Source organism: Sphingobium sp. TKS, assembly GCF_001563265.1.
In the GTDB taxonomy this organism is placed as follows: Bacteria; Pseudomonadota; Alphaproteobacteria; order Sphingomonadales; family Sphingomonadaceae; genus Sphingobium.
On the sequence record NZ_CP005083.1, the window covers coordinates 1,166,371 to 1,183,864 of the forward strand.

The following is a 17,494-nucleotide window of genomic DNA, read 5'->3' on the forward strand; positions in this document are numbered from 1 at the left end:
ACCGGCTCAGTTGCCGAAATCGACCTTCGGCGCTTCTTCCGCGCCCGGCGTGGTGGCCTGGAACGGGGTCATGGGCTTGGCGCCGTGGATGATCTTGGCGCCGATCGCGTCCGGGAAGGTGCGGATGCGGGTATTATAGGCGCGCACCGCTTCATTATAGTCGCGGATGGCGACGGCGATGCGGTTCTCCGTCCCTTCGAGCTGCGATTGCAGGTCGAGGAAATTCTGGTTGGTCTTGAGGTCCGGATAGGCTTCGACCGAAGCGAGCAGACGGCCCAGACCTTGTGAAAGCTGCGCCTGCGCCTGTTGGAACTGCTGCACCTTGGCGGGATCGGACAAATCCTCGGCGCTGACCTGCACGGAGGTCGCCTTGGCGCGAGCCTCCGTCACCTTGACCAGCGTGTCCTGTTCCTGCTTGCCCGCCGCCTTTACCGTGGCGACGAGATTGCCGACCAGATTGGAACGGCGCTGATATTGCGCCTGCACGTCGGCCCATTTGGCCTTGGCAACCTCCTCGGCGGCGGGGACGCTGTTGATGCCGCAGGCGGTTAGCGCAAAGGCGCCCAACAGCGGCAGGAGGAACAGGCGGAGTTGGCGCAGGATCGTCATGGAACATCCTTAAGCTTGTTTCGCTGACGGAAATAGGCGGTTGTGGAAGTCTTCGCAACGGCCCATGCTGTCAATATCGCAATCAGGACAAGGGGTTCACCATGGGGCTGATTTCCGAATTCAAGACGTTCATCGCTCGCGGCAATGTCATGGACCTGGCCGTCGGCGTGATCATCGGCGGCGCCTTCGCCACCATCACCAAATCGCTGACCGATGACCTGATCATGCCGGTCGTCGGCTATGTTTTCGGCGGCGCGGATTTTTCGCGCTACTTCATCCGGCTGGGCGATATTCCCGCCGGGTTCAAGGGCAATCCGGAAAGCTATGCGGACCTGAAAGGGGCGGGCGTCGCGATGCTTGGCTGGGGCGAATTTCTGACCGTGTTCGTCAATTTCCTTATCCTGGCCTTCATTATCTTCCTGCTTGTCAGGGCGGTGAACAAATTGATGCCCAAGCCCGAAGACGCGCCCGCCGCTACGCCTGAAGACGTGCTTCTGCTTCGGGAAATCAGGGATTCCCTCAAAAAATAAGTCGTTTCCGCGACGAAAGGAGCGTGCGGCGGGAACCATCCTTCGCGCGACCAGTTGATGGGCGTCAGGGTTCCGGGCATCCGGTCCCCTTGCCGCATGACGTCAGCCCATGGGGGCGCAACAGGAGAAAACGCCGTGAAAACCTTCGTATCAGTCCTTGGCCTTGCCAGCCTGATCGCGCTTGCTGCGTGCGATTCCAAGCAGGAGAACAAGGTCGAGAACGCGTATGAGAATCAGGCGGACGCCATCGACAATCAGGCCGATAATATGGAAGCGATGGCCGACAATCTGAGCGGCAATGCCGAAAATGCCGCTGAAAATGCTGCTGACGCACTGGAGAACAAGGCCGACGCCACCCGCGAGGCTGGCGAAAAGGCGGCTGATGCGGTTGAAAAGACCGAAAAGCATTAAATCCAGCGCCGCTGCCAGATCCGCAAGGGGCGTCGCGACGACAAGTCGCGGCGCCCCCCTTTTATTGCGGATTTTCTGTCTTTAACGGGGATTTAACCACAGCTCCGCCATGGTCCGCCCGCTATCCATTGAGGCGGTGGAATGGACGAGTTACTCCAGGAATTCATATCCGAAACGCAGGAAACGCTTGAGGCGTTGGCGGGGGAAGTCGTCGCCTGGGAAGCCGATCCCACGGATCGCGACCGGCTGGACGCCATTTTCCGCTTTTTCCATACCGTGAAGGGGAGTTGCGGTTTCCTGAATCTGCCGCGCTTCGAACGGCTGAGCCATGCGGCGGAGGATGTGCTGGCCGAGATACGCGCCGACAAGCGCATTGCCGATCCCGCCACGGTCAGCGCCGTTCTGGGGATCATGGATCGCATCGCTGAACTGGCCGAAGCGGTCGCCATCGGCGCCGCGCTGCCGCATGAAAATGACGATTATCTGATCGCCGCCCTGACCGAGAAGGAGGCTGCGGCGCCTGAGGAAAGCGAGGCTCCCACGGCGCCTGTCGCGGTGGCGCGGACATCGGGGGGGCAGGCGGCGCCGCGCACCATCCGCCTGCCGCTATCGCTGATCGACCAGTTGATGAACGGCGTGTCGGACATGGTGCTGGCCCGCAACGAACTGTCACGCAAGCTGCGCGAGCGGTCGGGCGATCCGGAACTGGAAAGCGCCTTCGAACGGCTGTCGACCTGCGTTGCGGACATGCGCGACGCCATTTCCAAAACGCGGATGCAGCGGGTCGACCGCCTGTTCACCGCGATCCCTCGCATGGTCCGCGACCTGGGCCGCGATCTGGGCAAGCGCATCGACCTGACGCTGGAGGGCGGCGATGTCGAGATGGACCGGGAAATGGTCGAGATGGTGGTCGATCCGCTCACCCATATCGTCCGCAACAGCATCGACCATGGCATAGAGACGCCGGAAAAGCGCCGCGCGCTGGGCAAGCCCGAAACGGGACGGCTGAAGCTGGAAGCGCGCCAGTCGGGCAACCAGATCGTCATCGAGATTTCCGACGACGGGCAAGGCATCGACACGCGCAGGCTGGTCGACAAGGCGATCGCGGCGGGCCGGATGACGCCGGAAGCGGCGGCTCGCATGAGCGAGGCCGAAAAGCTGGACCTGATCTTCCACCCCGGCCTTTCGACCGCGAGCGAGGTGACGGCCATTTCCGGGCGCGGCGTCGGCATGGACGTGGTCCGCGCCAATGTGGAGCGGATCGGCGGCGTCATCGCGCTCGACAACCGGCCGGGCTGTGGTTTGACGATCATGCTGCGGGTGCCCCTGACGCTGACCATCATTCCGGGGCTGATCGTCCGGGCGGGGGGTCTGCATTTTGCGATTCCCCGTTCTGCGGTGGTGGAAATCCTGCACGACAACAATGAAACGCTACGCATCGCGGAAGTCGGCGGCGCCAAGATCGCCACGATCCGATCCATCCGTCATTCGATGATCGATCTGGAAGAGGTTCTGGGCATGGAACGGATCGCCCAGCCCGGCCCGCGCGCGATCATGGTCGTGCGATCGGCAACCGGCGTTCCCTTTGCCATGGGCGTGTCGGCGGTGGAAAATCATGAGGAACTGGTGATCCGTCCCGCCTCGCCGCTGGTGATGGCGACGGGCGTCTATGCCGGCATGACCCTGCCCGACAATGGCAAGCCGATGCTGCTGCTGGATGCGGCGGGCCTCGCCAACGCGGCGCGCCTGCCCAATATCATCGACGATCAGGCGGCGCGCCGGGCCGAAGAGACGCAGGAGGCACAGGGCGGCGTCGAGATGGTTTCCGCCTTGCGGTTCGAGGAATATTCGGGCGAGCGGCGGTTGCTCAAGCTGTCGCTGATCGAGCGGGTCGAGGATATCGACGCGCGGCTGTTCGGCCGGTCGGGCGGGCACGGCTTCGTGCGGCTGGACGGACGGCTGGTGCCGGTCGCCAATGGCCATCACGACTTTGCCGGGGAAAAGGTTGCGGCGCTCCGCCTGCGCGATGGCGCCCGCGAAGCCTGTTATCCTGTCGCTGCGGTACTCGACATCGTGGACATGCCCGCCGTGCCGGACATGGTCGCGATGCACGGTTTGTTGAGCGGCGTCGCCGTCATCGACGGCGAGCATCTGGAGGTGATCAATCCCTTCGCCCTGTTCGCCGCCTTGCCGGATGCGCCGATTGTTGAACGAACTGGCGGCCGCTGCCTGCTGGCCGACAGCGAGGACGGTTGGACGCGTGAGATATTGGCGCCGCTGCTGCGCCAGGCGGGGCATGAGGTGGTGATGGGCCTGCCCGGCGATGCGGCGGTCGATCCGCAGGATGTCGTGCTGTTCACTGGATCGGAAGCGTCGGAGGCGAGCGAATTGCTGGGTTGCCGCGTCGTCCATCTGCGCGCCACCCCCCGGCCCAACGGCCCGCAGGACAGCAGCATCTATCGCTATGATCAGGACGCGCTGATGGCGGCGCTGTCCGGATCGCGGCGGTAAAGGGAGGAGCATAGCCCCATGAACCAGCTTTATCTCTTCGCCACGCTGGCCGGCACGCGGGTCGCCGTCGAGGCTCGCGAGGTCGAGGCGGTGGTCAAGCTCACCGACATCTCGCCGGTGCCGGGCATGGGCGCGCATGTCGCCGGGCTTTCCGCGCTGCGCAGCCGGGTGCTGACCATCATCGATGTCGCGGCGCTCGTCCGGGGGCGGCCGACGCCCGCGGAACAGCGCGGCTTTGCGATCATCGCGGACATTAGCGGCCACAGCTATGGGCTGATGGTCGATGCCGTCTACGACATCTGCCAGGTGCCGGAGGGCGAACTGCCGCTACGCGGTCAGCTCGATCCCGTCTGGTCGCCCTATGCCCGCGGCCTGGTGGAGCATGAGGGCCAGCCCTATCTGCTCGTGTCGCTGAGCGGTTTCATCGAGGCGGGCGCCATGGCCCAAGCGGCATGACCGCAGCCGGCATGACGATATTGTACCGGCGTTTACCAAATGCTCGCCTTTGCCGGTTAGGCTCGTGAAGATGGGACGCAAAACAAGGGACGCTCTATGAAAAACTGCCTGGTCGTGGATGATTCGAAAGTCATCCGCAAAGTTGCCCGCCACATATTGGAATCGCTCGACCTTTCCGTGAGCGAGGCGGTCGATGGCCGTGACGCCCTCACGCAATGCGAAACGTCCCTGCCCGACGTGGTTCTGCTCGACTGGAACATGCCGGTGATGAGCGGCATGGAATTTCTCCAGGCGCTGCCGGGCGCCAATCTGGCCGCCCGGCCCAAGATCATCTTCTGCACCACGGAAAACGGCATCGGCCATATCAAGGCGGCCGTCGAAGCGGGGGCGGACGAATATGTGATGAAGCCGTTCGACCGGGAAACGCTGGAAAGCAAGCTGACGATCGTCGGCGTGATCTAGCGCTGACTGGCGATCGATCGCCCTGCTCCTGACCTGATTTCTTGCCTTCGTTCAGAAAGATTTCCCTCGATGACCGTTCACGTGCCGATCATGGCCAGCAACCGGGACGAAGACAGGGCGTTGCGCACCCTGATCGTCGACGATTCGGTCGTGGTCAGGACGGTCATCGAACGGATATTGAACGCTGACCCGAGATTTTCCGTCTCCCACAAGACCAACAGCGCCGAACATGCGCTGGGATATCTGAGCGAGCATGAGGTCGATCTGGTCCTGCTGGACATCGAACTGGCGGGGCAGAGCGGGCTGATGGCGCTGCCCGCGATCCTGCGGACCAATCCGCGCGCCAAGGTCGTAATCCTGTCGGGCAATTGCGAGGAGGGGAGCGCCGCGGCGGTCGAAGCGCTGGCGCTGGGCGCGAGCGATATATTGGCCAAGCCTGGCAGCGGCAGCTTTGGCGAACATTTCCCCCAGGCCTTGATCGATCGGCTGTCGCGCCTGTTCAACGGCGACGCGACGCCTGTCATCGCCCGGCCCCCGCTGCGGATCGAACCGGAGCAGGCGGCCCAGCCGCTCGCCTGCCTGGGCATCGGCGCATCGACTGGCGGCATCCATGCCTTGGGACAGCTTTTCGCCGGTCTGGCCGCGCCGCTCGGCGTGCCGATCCTGCTGACCCAGCATCTGCCGGCCAGCTTCACTCATTATTTCGTCCAGCAATTGGGCCGCATGACCCCCTTGCGCGTCAAGGCGGCGGAACAGGGCGAAATCCTTGCCCCGGACACCGTCTATGTCGCGCCCGGCGACGCCAATCTCCAGTTGCGGCGGGGGCTCTATGGCCGGGTTTCCATCATGCTGAATCCGGACCGCACGCCCGCGGGCAATCTGCCTGGCGTCGACCCGATGTTCGCCAGCATGGCGCACGTTTACGGCGCGGGGGCTGCGGGCGTGGTCCTGACCGGCATGGGACGGGACGGCACGGTCGGCGCGCGGGATATCGTGGCGGCGGGCGGCTGGATTGTGGCGCAGGACGAAGCGAGCAGCGTCGTCTGGGGCATGCCCGGATCGATCGCGGGCGAAGGATTGAACTGCGCCCTGCTGGAACCCCATGCGATCATGGATTTCGTGGCGCGAAGAGGAAAGAACAGAAACTGATGGCATTGCCCCCTTCGGCCCCTTCCGTCTCGTCCGGTTCCGCTTCGTCCGCTTCCTCATCGTCCGGGGCGGCGCGCATCTTTTCCGGCCTGCTGGAAGCGCGCACCGGGCAGATATTGTCCGAAAGCCGCGCCTGGCGGATGGAAACGGTGCTGAAGCCGGTGCTGCGCGCCCATGGCCTTGGCGATATGGACGCGCTGGCGTCCCGGCTGATGGCGCGCAAGGACGCGGCGCTCGAAAATGACGTGGTCAACGCGCTGCTCAACAATGAAAGCAGCTTTTTCCGCGATTTCCAGATTTTCGACATGATCCATCGCCACATCCTGCCGCACATTCAGGCGCAGCGGTCCGACCGGACGCTGCGCATCTGGAGCGCGGGTTGCTCGACGGGGCAGGAGGTCTATTCGCTCGCGATCCAGCTTTGCAACGACATGGCGCGCTGGCGCGGCTGGCGGATCGAGATATTGGCAACCGACATTTCCACCGCCGCCATCACCCAGGCGAAAGCGGGCACCTTCACCCAGATGGACGTGCAGCGTGGCCTGCCTGTGAGCGACCTTCTCAAATGGTTCGAACCGTCGGGCGATGACTGGTGCGCCAATCCGGAGTTGCGCCGGATGATCGATTTCCGCACCGACAATCTGTTCGATGCGCAGGCGCCGAAGGGGGAATATGACCTTCTGCTCTGCCGGAATGTGCTGCTCTATTTCACGCCCGAACGTCGGCAGAACGTGCTGCGCCTGCTGTCCCGGCACAGCCATGGGCGGTCTGTCCTGCTGCTGGGGGCGGGCGAGACGGTGATCGGGCATAGCGACGAGTTCGTTCCCCATGCCGAATTCCGCGGCGGTTATGGCCGCCGCGCCGACGTTACGGCACAGACGGAGGGAGCGATGCGCCGGGCGCTTTGATCCTGCCGACCGCAAAATGCTGCGAGTCCGCTTGATTGGCCTGCCGCTGTCGGTCATGGTCTGCCTTGCGCCCGATGGCGGCGCTGACAGATAAGTGCGAGTGACTGGCCCTTCGCGATGACCGACTTTCCGATGATCGATACGCCGTCGCCCAATTTCGACGAGCGCAGCCTGCCGGTTTCCATGCTGGTGCTGCACTATACCGGAATGGTCGACGCGGCGACCGCGATCCACTGGCTGGTCAGCCCGGAATCCAAGGTGTCCGCCCATTATGTCGTGACCGAGGATGGGCAGGTCATCCGCATGGTGGATGAGGACAAGCGCGCCTGGCATGCAGGCCGGGCGCATTGGCGGGGCATTGACGACATCAATTCCGCCAGCATCGGGATCGAGATCGTCAATCCGGGCCATGAATGGGGCTATCGGCCGTTTCCGGATACGCAGATGGGGTCGTTGATCCCGCTGATCCACCAGATCGTCCAGCGCCACAAGATCACGCGCGGCAATATCGTCGGCCATAGCGACGTCGCCCCGGCGCGCAAGCAGGATCCCGGCGAGCTTTTTCCCTGGGGGCAGTTGGCGCGGCTGCGGCTGGCCCTGCCGCGCCCGACCAAGAATCTGATGGACCCCCATTGGAGCGACGGCGGCTTCATGCTGGCGCTGGAACGCTTCGGCTATGACATAGCCGAGCCGCAGGCGGCGGTGGTCGCGTTCCAGCGGCGCTTCCGGCCCGAACTGATCGACGGGATCATCGACGGCGAGTGCCGCGCGATCCTGCTGGCGCTGCTCCTCCCCAAACCGCGAGGGGATGATGATTAAGTGGGGATGACGGGGGGGGCGGACCTGTGTATAGGCGCCTCTGCCAGAGGGCCGGGCGGCCGCGGCGTGGAGGGGTACTTCCACGGCGAGGAAAGTCCGGGCTCCACGAAATGACGGTGCCGGCTAACGGCCGGCTGGAGTGATCCAAGGGACAGTGCAACAGAAAGCAGGTCGCCCAGTCTTTACGACTAAGCCTTCGGGCGGGCGAAATTGAAAGGGTGCGGTAAGAGCGCACCGCGTCTCCGGCAACGGAAGGCGGCACGGTAAACCCCACCGGGAGCAAGACCGAATAGGGGCGGCGCGCAGCTTGACTGCTAGGCTAAGTTTCGGCTGAGACCGCCCGGGTTGGTTGCTTGAGGGACGGAGCAATCTGTCCCCTAGAGGAATGGTCGCCACTCTCCTTACGGGGAGGACAGAACCCGGCTTACAGGCCCTCTGGCATTGGGACCGCATGATTTTAACCCCGCCGGGGGTGGCTTTCCGTCGGCGCCTTACCTAGTTTGAGTCGATGGCAAGAAGCAGCCGATCCAATGACTGGGGCTTTCCCCGCTGGCGCAGTTATGGCGCATCGCGAGAGGCGCAACAGGTGCGCCTGTGCGATCGGCATGGCTGCGACCGGCCGGGCGACTGCCCCGCGCCCAAATCGCCCAACAGCCGCGAGCGCTGGTATTTCTGTTCCGATCATGCGGCCGAATATAACCGCAACTGGGACTATTTTGAGGGTCTCGACCAGGAAGAACGGGAACAGCGCGAGCGCGCCGAGCGGCGCGATGCCGGTGGCTATCAGAACAGCGCCTATCATGGCTGGGGCGGTCCGGGCGATGGCACCCGATCGCGGGACGAGATGCATGCGCTCCAGGCGCTGGAGCTGGAGGACGATGCCGATTTCGAGGCGGTGAAGAAAAGCTGGCGCCGTCTCGCCAAGGAATATCATCCCGATGTGAAGCCCGGCGACGCGCAGGCGGCTGTGCGCTTCCAGACGATCCAGGCCGCCTATGAAGTGCTGCGCGCCGCCGAGGAACGGCGGACATGGAAGCCGCGGGAGCGGGCGGATTGAAGGATCATGTCCGGTCGAACTGGGATCATGCGGTGCTTGTCTGCCGCAAATGTTCGAAGAAACTGGACGGCGGCTTTGGCCGCGATGGCGACGAGCGGTTGGCCAAGGCGCTGCGCCGCCATCTTTCGCTGAAAAAGGGGCGTAAGGCGGCGGCGGGGATCGTGGAGGTCAATTGCCTGGGCGTTTGCCCCAAGGGCGCGGTGACGGTCGTTAACGGCGCCAGCGCACGCCAATGGCTGTTGGTGCAGCCCGATGCCGACCTTGATGAACTGGCCGCTACGTTGGGTCTTTTGCCCCACGCCTGAACCAATGGTCAGCCGGCACGGCGAACCGAGATGGGCGAAGCCAGATTTTTGTTGAGCATGGGGATCAGCGTCCGTTCCTCCTGATCGATCCGGCTCATGAGGCTTTTCACGATCTCGCGCGTCTCCTGGCAGAAGTCGGCCCATTCGCCGGCGATCCGGTGGTCGCTCCAGCGGGTCATATAGGCGGCAAAGGCCTCGCCCAGCGGTCCCATCTCGATCTGGAGACGCTGGGCGGTGGTGCGCAGTTGTTCATCGGCCATGCGCTGAACGCCGGGGTAGAATATCCGGTCCTCCAGCGCCAGATGGGCCATCAGCAGGCGCGCAAACTGCCAGCGCAGCGCGCCGATGGCTTGCGGCACGCGGTCATCCGCCACGGCGCGGGACAATTTGCCCGCCAGCACATGCAGTTCTTCATGTTGTCTGCACAGTTCAGTGAGATCCATCGCCGCTTCCTCGCTACCCTGAAGGCATCATGCGCGGCGTGCCTTAACAAAGGGTTGTGCAGACCTTCGGCAAAGCGGAAGGGCCGTCCGCCACCCGTCCCGGGCGGCGGACGGCCTGCCCGATCAGGCGGGCTGGTCGGCGCGGCTGACGCCTTCGCCGTCCAGGTTCAGTGCGACGAAATCCCAGTCGATCGCTTCCTTCAGCAGCTTTTCGGCATAGTTGGGGCGCAGGTTGCGATAGTCGATATAATAGGCATGTTCCCACACATCGAGGATCAGCAGCGGCGTGTGGCCATGCGCGACCGGCGTGTCGGCGTCATGATAGCTGGTGACTTCCAGCTTGCCGTCCTTCAGGATCAGCGCGGCCCAGCCGCTGGCGAAATGGCCGACGGCTTCGGCCTTAAGCTTGTCGACCAGAGCGTCGACCGAGCCGAAGCCTTCGTTGATGAGGTCGAGCAGCTTGCCAGAGGGCGCCTTCTTTTCGGGCGAAAGCGACAGCCAGTAGAATGTGTGGTTCCAGATCTGGCCGACCTGGTTGAACAGGCCGCCCTTGCTGGTCTTGATCAGCTCGACCAGCGACTTGCCCTGGAGCGAGGCGTCGGCGGCGACCAGTTCATTGGCCTTCACGACATAGGCATTATGGTGCTTGCCATGGTGAAAATCGAAGGTTTCAACCGAAAGAATATCGCCAAAGGCGTCTTTGGGATAGGGCAGGGGGGGCAGAATAAATGCCATGTCGGAACTCCTCGGTTCGTGATGGGATGGCCGCATAACGTTGATGCGGCCGGAAGGCTCCACGCCCCTAGCAGTCTTATTGCGCTGCGGAAAATACGATATTTTCTTTCAAGAGCGCGGAAATATCCATGTGACAGGACCGTAATGATGACATAGACTTAACGGTTAGGATCGGATGGCCGAATGGCGACCGGTTCGGAGGCCGCCCCGAAGAATGCGGCGGTCATAAATGGGGGAAGGGTCCAATGGCAAAATTCTTCGGCAATCTGCATCTTGTGCTGATCGCGGGGCTGCTGCTCGCGATCGTGGTGATGTTCGGCGCGCATGCCGGGCTGGTCGACGCCAACAGCATCTTTCGCTGGCTGCACCTGTTCTTCGGCATCACCTGGATCGGGCTGCTTTATTATTTCAACTTCGTCCAGATCCCGACCATGCCGGAAATCCCGGCGGAACTGAAGCCGGGCGTGTCCAAGCATATCGCGCCGGCGGCATTGTTCTTCTTTCGCTGGGCGGCGGCCTTTACGGTTCTGACGGGCCTCATCGTCGCCTGGCTGGCCGGTTACATCCACCAGGCGCTGCTGGTTCAGGCGCCCTATACGCTGATCGGCATCGGCATGTGGCTGGCGCTGATCATGGCGTTCAACGTCTGGTTCGTGATCTGGCCGAACCAGAAGAAGGCGCTCGGCATCGTTCCGGCAGAGGATGATGTGAAGGCGAAGGCGGCGACCACGGCGATGATCGCCAGCCGCACCAATACGATCCTGTCGCTGGCGATGCTTTATTGCATGGTCAATTTCAGTTGAATTGGCAGGGGCGGGCGTCCCGTGACGCCTGCCCCTATCCCTGTGGCGGGGTGGTTTCGCCAATCTCTTCGCTGTCCAGCTTTTCGCCCAGGTCAAGGCCGTGGCGCATCAGCATGGGAATGTTGGCGGCGGCGAAGACGACCGACACGATGGTCACGCCCCACACTTTGACGGCGAGCCAGCTATCGAAGCTCATGGAGCGACGCATGATTTCATTGGCGAGCGCCATGGCGACGAAGAAAAAGGCCCAGTTGCGCGACAGCTTGCGCCAGCCGGCTTCGGTCAGGCCGTCATAGGCGGCCTGTAGCAGATATTTGAGCAGCGGCTTGCCGCGCATCAGCCCCGCGAACAGCATCAGCGCGAAGAAGGCGTAGATGATGGTCGGCTTCAACTGGATGAAGCTCTGGTCGCGGAAATAGATGGTGAGGCCGCCGAAAAAGAGGATCAGCATTGCCGACAGCCAGAGCATTGGGGAAACGCGGCCGAGCTTCACCTTGGAGATGAGGACGGCGATGACGATGGCGGCCATGAAGGCGGCGGTGCCGAAGGTCATGGCGGTGATCGGATTGCCCGGCCCCCAGACCCAGCCCGCGCCCTTGTAGGTGAGGAAGAAGACCAGCAGTGGACCGAAGTCCAGCGCGAGGCTGAGATTGCCGCCATGGGTGGGTTTTTTCGGGTCAGCCATGACTAGACGCTCCGTTGCTCCTGCGAAGGCAGGAGCCCAGGCCCGCCGTCTGAACTGGGCTCCTGCCTTCGCAGGAGCACGTTGTTACGCCACGGGAAGGCCATTCACCGCGCATAGGCCGTCCCCGCAATCGCCCGCGCCATGTCGCCGGGATCGAAGGGGCGCAGATCCTCGATCTTCTCGCCCACGCCGATGGCATGGATGGGCAGGCGATATTTCTCCGCCGCCGCGACCAGCACGCCGCCGCGCGCCGTGCCGTCCAGCTTGGTCATGACCAGCCCCGTCACCTGCGCGACTTCCTTGAAAACCTCGATCTGGCTCAACGCATTCTGCCCCGTGGTGGCATCCAGCACCAGCACAACGTCATGCGGCGCTGCCGGGTTCAACCGGCCGAGCACGCGGCGAATCTTGGCCAACTCGTCCATCAGCTCGGTCTTGTTCTGAAGTCGGCCCGCCGTGTCCACGATCAGCACGTCGATGCCGGTGGCAGTCGCCTGCTTGACCGCATCGAAGACGATGCCCGCCGCGTCGCCGCCTTCCTTGCCCGCGACGATGGGGATGCCGAGGCGCTCCGCCCAGACCTTGAGCTGGCCGATCGCGGCGGCGCGGAACGTGTCGCCGGCCGCCAGCATCACGCCATAATCCTGTTCAAGGAAGAGGTTGGCGAGCTTGGCGATAGTGGTGGTCTTGCCCGATCCGTTGACGCCGATGACGAGGATGACCTGCGGGCGGGGAAAGGCTTCGATCTCCAGCGGGCGGGCCACGGGGGCGAGGGTCTTCTCGATCTCCTCCGCAATGATCTCGCGCAGATAGTCTTCGGTCAGTTCGCGGTTATAGCGGCCTTCGGAGAGCCGGTCGCGCACGCGGGCGGCCATGGCCGGGCCAAGGTCGCTGACGATCAGCGCTTCCTCGATCTCGTCCAGGGTCTGCTCATCGAGCGCGGCCCTGGTGAACAGGCCGGTGAGATTTTCTCCGAGCTTGTCGGAAGTGCGCTTGAGGCCGCCGAAGAGGCGATCGCGCCAGGATGTTTCAGCCATTATGCAATACCGTCATTCCCGCGAGGGCAGGAATCCATCTCCCGCCATATCCGTAAAGGGCTTGCGCCGGAGATGACGAAGAAATGGAAATCCCAATCACGCCGCCTCTTGCGCGATCAGCGCGCCATTCTCAAGGCCTGTGATGGTCGCGCGGACGATGGAGGAGGGAGGCTGGGGCACGGCGAACCGCACCGGGGCGAAATTTTCCGCATGGCCCGAAAGCCCGTTGCGCTCCACCAGCACCGATTGTTCGGAGCCGAGGAGGCTTTTGAGCCAGTCTTCCCGCTGCGCCTCGCAGGCCGAGCGGAGGCAGGCGGCGCGCTCCTTGACGCGCAAGCGATCGACCTGCGGCATGCGGGCGGCAGGGGTTCCGGTGCGCGGCGAATAGGGGAAGATATGGCCGTGGACGATGGCGCATTCCTCGACCAGCTTCAGGCTGTTTGCGAACATCGCTTCATCCTCCGTCGGGAAGCCCGCGATGATGTCGGCGCCGATGCTGATGTCGGCGCGGGCGGCCTTGAGGCGTTCCACGATGCGGATCGCATCGGCGCGGCTGTGGCGGCGCTTCATGCGCTTGAGGATCATGTCGTCGCCCGCCTGGAGCGAGAGATGGAGGTGCGGCATCATGCGCGGCTCATGGGCGAGCAGGTCGAAGAGGCGCTCGTCAATCTCCACGCTGTCGAGCGAGGAAAGGCGCAGGCGAGGGAGGTCGGGCACGCCCTTCAATATGCGTTCGATCAGCAGGCCGAGCGAAGGCGCGCCGGGCAGGTCGGGGCCGTAGCTGGTGACATCCACGCCGGTCAGGACGATTTCCTTATAGCCCGCATCGACCAGAAAGCGGGCCTTTTCGATGACCGCGCCCGCGGGGACCGAGCGGCTGTTTCCGCGGCCATAGGGAATGATGCAGAAGGTGCAGCGGTGGTCGCAGCCATTCTGCACCTCCAGAAAGGCGCGGGCATGTTCGGCAAAGGCGCTCGCCATATGCGGCGCGGTTTCGCGCACGGCCATGATGTCGGAGACCTGGACTTTTTCCGCCGCCCCAAGATCATTCGTCATCCCAGCATAGTGGCTGGCCTCCATCTTCTCGCGATTGCCGATCACGGCATCGACTTCGGCCATGGCGGCGAAAGTCTCAGGCTCGGTCTGCGCCGCGCAGCCCGTCACCATGATCCGCGCATCGGGCCGATCCCGGCGGGCGCGGCGGATGGCCTGCCGGGTCTGGCGCACCGCCTCGGCCGTCACGGCGCAGCTATTGACGACGATCAGATCTTGCCTGTCGCCCGCCATTTCGCGGCCAGCAATCTCCCGAATCGCCTCGCTCTCCGCGATGTTGAGGCGGCAGCCTAAGGTGATGATCTGCGGCGCGTTTTTGGTGGGGGTAGGCATCTAAAAGCGCGCCCAGTCAGCCTCGCCGTCAAAGACATGGGTGGCAGGCCCGGTCATCAATATGTGCCCGCCCGGCGCCCAGTCGATCACGAGATCGCCGCCGGGCAGCGTGACTCGGGTGGGGCCGCTCACCAGCTTGCGGCGCACCGCCGCCACCGCCGTCGCGCAGGCGCCGGTGCCGCAGGCGCGGGTGAGGCCTGCGCCGCGCTCCCAGACGATCAGGCGGATATGATTCTCACCCATAATTTGCGCGAAATTCACGTTCACTCGAGCCGGGAACAGCGGGTCCGTCTCGATAAGCGGTCCCAGCCGCTCGATATCCACCGCGTCCAGATCGTCGCAGAAGAAGATGACATGCGGATTGCCGACATTGACCGCTACTGGCGCGGGCAGCTCTTCCCAGCTTACCGGCATGACCAGCGTGTCCATGGCGTAGGCGAGGGGGATCGCATCCCACTCCAGCCGGGGTTCGCCCATGTCGACGCTGGCGCCGCCGTCCACGCCCTTCGCGTCCAGCAGTCCGGCCTTGGTTTCGATCAGCACGTCCCGCCCGACGAACAGCGGCACGCAGCGGGTCGCGTTGCCGCAAGCCTCCACTTCGCTGCCGTCGCTGTTGAAGATGCGCATCGACACGTCGGCGCGGTCGGAATGGCCGATGAGGATGAGCTGATCGCAGCCGATCCCGGCATGGCGGTCGGCAATGGCCTGCGCGCGCGCAGGCGTCATGTCGAGCGCCGCGTCCCGCGCGTCGATCACGACGAAGTCGTTGCCCAAACCATGCATTTTCGAAAAACGGCCCATAGCGCGGCGCATGTAAGGCCAATGCGGGGAAAAGACCAGCCTATCCGGCGTGCCTATCCCGTATTCAGGGCCGCACGCTTGCGTCCATAGAGGAAATAGACAGCCAGCCCGATCGCGTTCCAGATGAAGCAGGCGAGGATGGTCTTCACCGGCAGGCTGATGAACAGATAGGCGCAGCCGCCAATCGCGCCAAGGCCGACCAGCCATCCCGCAGGGGCGCGGAAGGGGCGCTTGAGGTCGGGCATCCGCCGTCGCAGGATCAAGAGGCAAGCGCCCACGGCGGTAAAGGCGATCAGCGTCCCCGCATTGGCGAGCGCGGCGATCTCATCGATGGGTAGCACGCCCGCTATGATCGCGACCAGCACGGCGGTCATGCCGGTGATCCGGGCGGGCGTGCCGCGCTTGGAGATCAGCGCCAGCCTCTGCGGCAGGAAGCCGTCCCGCGCCATGACGAGGAAGATGCGGCTCTGCCCATAGAGAAAGCCGAGCAGCACCGTCGGCAGCGCAATCACCGCCGCTATGGCGACGATCCTGGCCACCTGTCCCTGCCCCATCTCCCGCAGGATCAGCGCCAGCGGCTCCGGGCTGTCGGCAAAGCGGGTGAAGGGCATCGCCCCGATCGCCGCCGCCGCTACAGCCACATAGATCAAAGTGCAGACGATCAGCGACCCGACGATGCCGATGGCAAGGTCGCGATCCGGGTTCTTCGCTTCCTCCGCCGCGGTCGAGATCGCGTCGAAGCCGTAAAAGGCGAAGAAGATAATCGCCGCCGCCGCCATGACGCCGCGCTCGACGCCATCCGGCCCCATCGACTTGGCGAAGCCGAAGGGCATGAAAGGCGAGAGATTCTGCGCGTCGAAGGCGGGCAGAGCGATGGCGACGAACAGGCTGAGGGTGGCGATCTTGATGAGGACCAGCAGCGCGTTCAGTCGCGCGCTTTCATGGGTGCCCAGCATCAGCAGCCCCGCCACCACGGCGATGATGAAGATGGCAGGCACATTGACGAGACCGCCCAGTTCCGGCCCCTTGGTCAACAGCTCGGGAAAGCCCACCAAGGTCAGCAGCGGCGCGGCATAGCCCGACCAGCCCACCGCCACGGTCGACACCACCAGCGAATATTCGAGGATCAAGCTCCATCCGACGATCCAGGCGATGCCTTCGCCCAGGACCACATAGCTGTAGCTATAGGCACTCCCGGCCGCGGGCATCATGGTGGAAAGCTCGGCATAGGCCAGCGCCGCGCAGGCGCAGATCGCGCCCGCGATGGCGAAGGACAGCAGCACCGCTGGCCCCGCCCGGTCCGCGCCGACGCCGATCAGCGTCAATATGCCGGTGCCGACGATCGCTCCCACGCCCAGCGCCAGCAGATGCGGCCAGGACAAGGTGCGTGCCAGCCTATGCCCTTCCTGTGCGGGCATCATCGCCCCCATCGGCTTGCGGCGCGTCCAGCTCATGTCCTTTTTCTCCCCCTTTTGCGGGCACCTTGCCGTTGCAGGAGCGGCTGGCAAGAAAAATTTATACAAATGTAAATCAACTGATCGCCGCCTCTCGCGACTCCGCTGATATTCTGTTACAGGGCCGTAAACAAAGGTCGCGACAGCTTTAATCTTCCAAGGGGGGCGTCCGATGGATGCTGCTGCGTCGACCGTTCCGGTATCGGTCCGGAACAATGGCTTTTATCTGGGAATGTCGGTCGCCATCGCGGCGACGGTGATTGGCGGTTTCGGTTCCTTCGCGCTGCGCGGGTTCGTGGATGTCGGACGCGTGCCCTATTGGGTGCATGTCCATGGCGCCGTGTTCGTGAGCTGGACGCTGCTGTTCGTGATGCAGAACGCCTTCGCCCATCGCGGGTCGATGGCCCTGCATCGGCGCATGGGATGGGTCGCTGTCGGGCTGGCCACGGCGATGGTGCCGCTGGGCGTCGTTACCGTGTGCATGGCGGTGGTCCTCGATCGGGTGCCGCCTTTCTTCACCCCCACGATCTTCCTGGCGTTGAGCGTGCTGGAGCTGATCGGCTTCATCACGTTGCTGACTGGCGCGATCCGGCTGCGGCGCTCCACCGAATGGCATCGGCGGCTGATGCTGTGCGCGATGGTGGCGATTATCGGACCGGCCTTCGGGCGCTTGCTGCCGATGCCGCTATTGGGGCCTTGGGGCGGGCTGGCGGTCATGAGCGGGCAGATGCTGTTCGTGGCGGTCGGCGTCGTCCATGATCTCGCCTCGCGTGGGCGGGTGCATCCGGCCTATGCGGTGGGCGCGGCGGTGATTTTGGCGGAAGGGCTGGCGGTGCCGATCCTCGCCGCCACGCCGCCCATCGTCTGGCTGGCCTCCGCTTTGGCAGGCTGAGCCGCTTTCGGTTGCGTCGGGGGCGTGCTTGCGTTAAGGGC

The 17,494-nt window shown here is 64.0% G+C and carries 20 protein-coding genes and 1 other RNA gene; 13 read left to right on the top strand and 8 right to left on the bottom strand.

Translation table 11 applies throughout. The features are described 5' to 3' along the window. Window positions 1-6: 6 nt before the first annotated feature. Window positions 7-609, bottom strand: a complete 603-nt coding sequence (locus tag K426_RS05840; RefSeq protein ID WP_066554927.1) for a LemA family protein — start codon at window positions 607-609, stop codon at window positions 7-9. Between the two features lie 101 nt (window positions 610-710). On the opposite strand from K426_RS05840, the gene mscL reads away from it, so the two are divergent. From mscL to K426_RS05895, 11 genes are all read left to right on the top strand, one after another. Beyond that, complete coding sequence (gene mscL / locus K426_RS05845) at window positions 711-1,139, top strand: large conductance mechanosensitive channel protein MscL (RefSeq protein WP_066554930.1); 429 nt, start codon at window positions 711-713, stop codon at window positions 1,137-1,139. Between the two features lie 135 nt (window positions 1,140-1,274). Further along, on the top strand, window positions 1,275-1,550 hold the full coding sequence (locus tag K426_RS05850) for a hypothetical protein (protein ID WP_066554932.1): 276 nt from the start codon (window positions 1,275-1,277) through the stop codon (window positions 1,548-1,550). Between the two features lie 141 nt (window positions 1,551-1,691). Continuing rightward, window positions 1,692-4,061 carry a chemotaxis protein CheA gene (locus K426_RS05855; RefSeq protein WP_066554935.1) on the top strand — a complete coding sequence of 790 codons (2,370 nt, stop codon included), beginning with the start codon at window positions 1,692-1,694 and terminating at the stop codon, window positions 4,059-4,061. A gap of 18 nt (window positions 4,062-4,079) precedes the next feature. Then, window positions 4,080-4,517, top strand: a complete 438-nt coding sequence (locus K426_RS05860) for a chemotaxis protein CheW (RefSeq protein ID WP_066554936.1) — start codon at window positions 4,080-4,082, stop codon at window positions 4,515-4,517. A gap of 96 nt (window positions 4,518-4,613) precedes the next feature. Continuing rightward, window positions 4,614-4,979 carry a response regulator gene (locus K426_RS05865; RefSeq protein ID WP_066554940.1) on the top strand — a complete coding sequence of 122 codons (366 nt, stop codon included), beginning with the start codon at window positions 4,614-4,616 and terminating at the stop codon, window positions 4,977-4,979. A gap of 69 nt (window positions 4,980-5,048) precedes the next feature. Continuing rightward, on the top strand, window positions 5,049-6,128 hold the full coding sequence (locus tag K426_RS05870) for a chemotaxis protein CheB (protein ID WP_066554942.1): 1,080 nt from the start codon (window positions 5,049-5,051) through the stop codon (window positions 6,126-6,128). Next, window positions 6,128-7,036 carry a CheR family methyltransferase gene (locus K426_RS05875; protein WP_066554945.1) on the top strand — a complete coding sequence of 303 codons (909 nt, stop codon included), beginning with the start codon at window positions 6,128-6,130 and terminating at the stop codon, window positions 7,034-7,036. The genes K426_RS05870 and K426_RS05875 overlap by 1 nt, the downstream gene beginning before the upstream one ends. A 117-nt stretch (window positions 7,037-7,153) precedes the next feature. After that, window positions 7,154-7,855, top strand: coding sequence for an N-acetylmuramoyl-L-alanine amidase (locus K426_RS05880; protein ID WP_066554949.1), 702 nt, complete (start codon window positions 7,154-7,156; stop codon window positions 7,853-7,855). 43 nt (window positions 7,856-7,898) lie between these two features. Beyond that, an RNA gene (rnpB, locus tag K426_RS05885) (RNase P RNA component class A) lies at window positions 7,899-8,298 on the top strand. A gap of 65 nt (window positions 8,299-8,363) precedes the next feature. Continuing rightward, window positions 8,364-8,912 (top strand): J domain-containing protein, encoded by a 549-nt coding sequence (locus K426_RS05890; protein ID WP_066554952.1) that lies wholly within the window; start codon window positions 8,364-8,366, stop codon window positions 8,910-8,912. Further along, window positions 8,885-9,217, top strand: coding sequence for a hypothetical protein (locus K426_RS05895; protein WP_066554955.1), 333 nt, complete (start codon window positions 8,885-8,887; stop codon window positions 9,215-9,217). The genes K426_RS05890 and K426_RS05895 overlap by 28 nt, the downstream gene beginning before the upstream one ends. A gap of 8 nt (window positions 9,218-9,225) precedes the next feature. Here the strand turns inward: K426_RS05895 and K426_RS05900 are convergent, their stop codons facing one another. Together K426_RS05900 and K426_RS05905 are read right to left on the bottom strand one after the other, a co-directional pair. Further along, on the bottom strand, window positions 9,226-9,660 hold the full coding sequence (locus K426_RS05900) for a hemerythrin domain-containing protein (RefSeq protein WP_066554957.1): 435 nt from the start codon (window positions 9,658-9,660) through the stop codon (window positions 9,226-9,228). Window positions 9,661-9,783: 123 nt separating this feature from the next. Then, a complete protein-coding gene (locus K426_RS05905) occupies window positions 9,784-10,395 on the bottom strand; it encodes a superoxide dismutase (protein WP_066554959.1) in 612 nt (203 codons plus the stop codon). Window positions 10,396-10,640: 245 nt separating this feature from the next. On the opposite strand from K426_RS05905, the gene K426_RS05910 reads away from it, so the two are divergent. Next, window positions 10,641-11,198, top strand: coding sequence for a urate hydroxylase PuuD (locus tag K426_RS05910; protein WP_066554962.1), 558 nt, complete (start codon window positions 10,641-10,643; stop codon window positions 11,196-11,198). A 34-nt stretch (window positions 11,199-11,232) separates the two neighbouring features. On the opposite strand, the gene ispZ is transcribed toward K426_RS05910, so the two are convergent. The 5 genes from ispZ to K426_RS05935 all read right to left on the bottom strand — a co-directional run bounded on the left by ispZ (window position 11,233) and on the right by K426_RS05935 (window position 16,561). Beyond that, the gene (ispZ, locus tag K426_RS05915; protein WP_066554964.1) at window positions 11,233-11,883 is read right to left on the bottom strand and encodes a septation protein IspZ; all 651 of its coding nucleotides are present in this window, start codon (window positions 11,881-11,883) and stop codon (window positions 11,233-11,235) included. 104 nt (window positions 11,884-11,987) lie between these two features. Beyond that, the gene (gene ftsY, locus K426_RS05920; protein ID WP_066554973.1) at window positions 11,988-12,920 is read right to left on the bottom strand and encodes a signal recognition particle-docking protein FtsY; all 933 of its coding nucleotides are present in this window, start codon (window positions 12,918-12,920) and stop codon (window positions 11,988-11,990) included. A 96-nt stretch (window positions 12,921-13,016) separates the two neighbouring features. Further along, window positions 13,017-14,306, bottom strand: a complete 1,290-nt coding sequence (gene mtaB, locus K426_RS05925) for a tRNA (N(6)-L-threonylcarbamoyladenosine(37)-C(2))-methylthiotransferase MtaB (RefSeq protein ID WP_066554976.1) — start codon at window positions 14,304-14,306, stop codon at window positions 13,017-13,019. Beyond that, window positions 14,307-15,107: a diaminopimelate epimerase gene (gene dapF, locus K426_RS05930; RefSeq protein ID WP_066554978.1), complete on the bottom strand. Its 801-nt coding sequence runs from the start codon at window positions 15,105-15,107 to the stop codon at window positions 14,307-14,309. Window positions 15,108-15,160: 53 nt separating this feature from the next. Further along, the gene (locus K426_RS05935; RefSeq protein ID WP_066554981.1) at window positions 15,161-16,561 is read right to left on the bottom strand and encodes an amino acid permease; all 1,401 of its coding nucleotides are present in this window, start codon (window positions 16,559-16,561) and stop codon (window positions 15,161-15,163) included. 172 nt (window positions 16,562-16,733) lie between these two features. Here K426_RS05935 and K426_RS05940 point away from each other — a divergent pair, with 172 nt between their 5' ends. Continuing rightward, complete coding sequence (locus K426_RS05940) at window positions 16,734-17,453, top strand: hypothetical protein (protein ID WP_066554983.1); 720 nt, start codon at window positions 16,734-16,736, stop codon at window positions 17,451-17,453. Window positions 17,454-17,494 lie beyond the last annotated feature (41 nt).

What these genes read in the sequence shown, in the direction of transcription:
- K426_RS05855 (WP_066554935.1), top strand. Translation starts at nt 1,692, where the DNA reads ATGGACGAGTTACTCCAGGAATTCATATCCGAAACGCAGGAAACGCTT.
- K426_RS05860 (WP_066554936.1), top strand. Translation starts at nt 4,080, where the DNA reads ATGAACCAGCTTTATCTCTTCGCCACGCTGGCCGGCACGCGGGTCGCC.
- K426_RS05840 (WP_066554927.1), bottom strand. Translation starts at nt 609, where the DNA reads ATGACGATCCTGCGCCAACTCCGCCTGTTCCTCCTGCCGCTGTTGGGC.
- K426_RS05890 (WP_066554952.1), top strand. Translation starts at nt 8,364, where the DNA reads ATGGCAAGAAGCAGCCGATCCAATGACTGGGGCTTTCCCCGCTGGCGC.
- mscL (WP_066554930.1), top strand. Translation starts at nt 711, where the DNA reads ATGGGGCTGATTTCCGAATTCAAGACGTTCATCGCTCGCGGCAATGTC.
- K426_RS05910 (WP_066554962.1), top strand. Translation starts at nt 10,641, where the DNA reads ATGGCAAAATTCTTCGGCAATCTGCATCTTGTGCTGATCGCGGGGCTG.
- ftsY (WP_066554973.1), bottom strand. Translation starts at nt 12,920, where the DNA reads ATGGCTGAAACATCCTGGCGCGATCGCCTCTTCGGCGGCCTCAAGCGC.
- dapF (WP_066554978.1), bottom strand. Translation starts at nt 15,107, where the DNA reads ATGGGCCGTTTTTCGAAAATGCATGGTTTGGGCAACGACTTCGTCGTG.
- K426_RS05875 (WP_066554945.1), top strand. Translation starts at nt 6,128, where the DNA reads ATGGCATTGCCCCCTTCGGCCCCTTCCGTCTCGTCCGGTTCCGCTTCG.
- mtaB (WP_066554976.1), bottom strand. Translation starts at nt 14,306, where the DNA reads ATGCCTACCCCCACCAAAAACGCGCCGCAGATCATCACCTTAGGCTGC.
- K426_RS05870 (WP_066554942.1), top strand. Translation starts at nt 5,049, where the DNA reads ATGACCGTTCACGTGCCGATCATGGCCAGCAACCGGGACGAAGACAGG.
- K426_RS05880 (WP_066554949.1), top strand. Translation starts at nt 7,154, where the DNA reads ATGACCGACTTTCCGATGATCGATACGCCGTCGCCCAATTTCGACGAG.
- K426_RS05905 (WP_066554959.1), bottom strand. Translation starts at nt 10,395, where the DNA reads ATGGCATTTATTCTGCCCCCCCTGCCCTATCCCAAAGACGCCTTTGGC.
- K426_RS05900 (WP_066554957.1), bottom strand. Translation starts at nt 9,660, where the DNA reads ATGGATCTCACTGAACTGTGCAGACAACATGAAGAACTGCATGTGCTG.
- K426_RS05895 (WP_066554955.1), top strand. Translation starts at nt 8,885, where the DNA reads ATGGAAGCCGCGGGAGCGGGCGGATTGAAGGATCATGTCCGGTCGAAC.
- K426_RS05935 (WP_066554981.1), bottom strand. Translation starts at nt 16,561, where the DNA reads ATGAGCTGGACGCGCCGCAAGCCGATGGGGGCGATGATGCCCGCACAG.
- K426_RS05940 (WP_066554983.1), top strand. Translation starts at nt 16,734, where the DNA reads ATGGATGCTGCTGCGTCGACCGTTCCGGTATCGGTCCGGAACAATGGC.
- K426_RS05865 (WP_066554940.1), top strand. Translation starts at nt 4,614, where the DNA reads ATGAAAAACTGCCTGGTCGTGGATGATTCGAAAGTCATCCGCAAAGTT.
- ispZ (WP_066554964.1), bottom strand. Translation starts at nt 11,883, where the DNA reads ATGGCTGACCCGAAAAAACCCACCCATGGCGGCAATCTCAGCCTCGCG.